This is a genomic window from Streptomyces lunalinharesii (genome assembly GCF_039532155.1).
In the GTDB taxonomy this organism is placed as follows: domain Bacteria; phylum Actinomycetota; class Actinomycetes; order Streptomycetales; family Streptomycetaceae; genus Streptomyces; species Streptomyces lunalinharesii.
Genome location: NZ_BAAARK010000110.1, coordinates 1 through 1,131, shown reverse-complemented (window position 1 = coordinate 1,131; position 1,131 = coordinate 1). Strand labels below are relative to the sequence as shown.

At 63.7% G+C, this 1,131-nt stretch carries 1 protein-coding gene; it reads right to left on the bottom strand.

All coding sequences use genetic code 11. The features are described 5' to 3' along the window. Position 1 precedes the first annotated feature (1 nt). Entirely contained in the window at positions 2-1,093 is a 1,092-nt protein-coding gene (locus ABD385_RS41150) for an IS630 family transposase (protein WP_344585396.1), read from the bottom strand. Positions 1,094-1,131 lie beyond the last annotated feature (38 nt).

The window sequence follows — 1,131 nt, the reverse complement described above, 5'->3', positions numbered from 1 at the left end:
CCTAGTGACCTGAGTCGGAGATTCGGTGGCAGTAGGCGGCGACTTTGTCGAGGATCTCGTCGGCTGTCTTCGTCCAGACGAATGGTTGTGGGTGGTCGTTCCAGTCGGCGAGCCAGGCTCGGATGTCACGTTCGAGGGCTTGGACGGAGCGGTGGACGCCGCGCTTGAGCTTCTTTTGTGTAAGTTCGGCGAACCACCGCTCCACGAGGTTCAGCCAGGAGGAACTGGTAGGTGTGAAGTGCAGGTGGAAGCGCGGGTGCGCCAGCAGCCACTTCTTGATCTCGGGCGTCTTGTGGGTGGCGTAGTTGTCGAGGATCAGGTGGACCTGCAGATCGGCTGGGACCTCCTTGTCGAGCTTGGCCAGGAACCTTTTGAACTCGGCGGCCCGGTGACGGCGGTGCAGGGAGCCGATGACTTTGCCGGTTGCCACTTCCAAAGCAGCGAACAAGGTGGTGGTGCCGGCCCGGACGTAGTCGTGGCTGCGGCGTTCGGGAACTCCAGGCATCATCGGCAGCACCGGTTGGGACCGGTCCAGCGCCTGGATCTGCGACTTCTCGTCCACACACAGAACCAGGGCCTTCTCCGGCGGATCGAGGTAGAGCCCGACCACATCGCGGACTTTGTCGATGAACAGCGGATCCGTAGACAGCTTGAACGTCTGCGTGCGGTGCGGGGCCAGCGCGAACGCCCGCCAGATTCGCGAGATGGCCGACTGCGACATCCCGGTGGCCGCAGCCATCGACCTGGTCGACCAATGGGTCGCGTTCTTCGGTGTCTCCTCCAGCGTTTTGACGATCACCCGCTCGACATCGGCATCAGTGATCTTCCGCGGGACACCCGGCCGCGGTTCGTCGCCCAGACCATCCAGGCCGTGCTCCAGGAACCGCCTTCGCCAGGTGCGGACGGTGTCCGGGGCGATCCGCAGTCGACGCGACACCTCTATGATCGAGCGTCCCTCGGCGCACTCCAGCACGATCCGCGACCGCTGGGCCAGACCCTGGGCCGTCGTACGGCGGCGCACCCAGCCCTCCAGCACAGTCCGTTGAGCATCAGTCACCAATAACGGCGGAATCTTCGGACCCGGACGACTCATACCCAACCAACGACGAATCTCCGACTCAGGTCACTAGT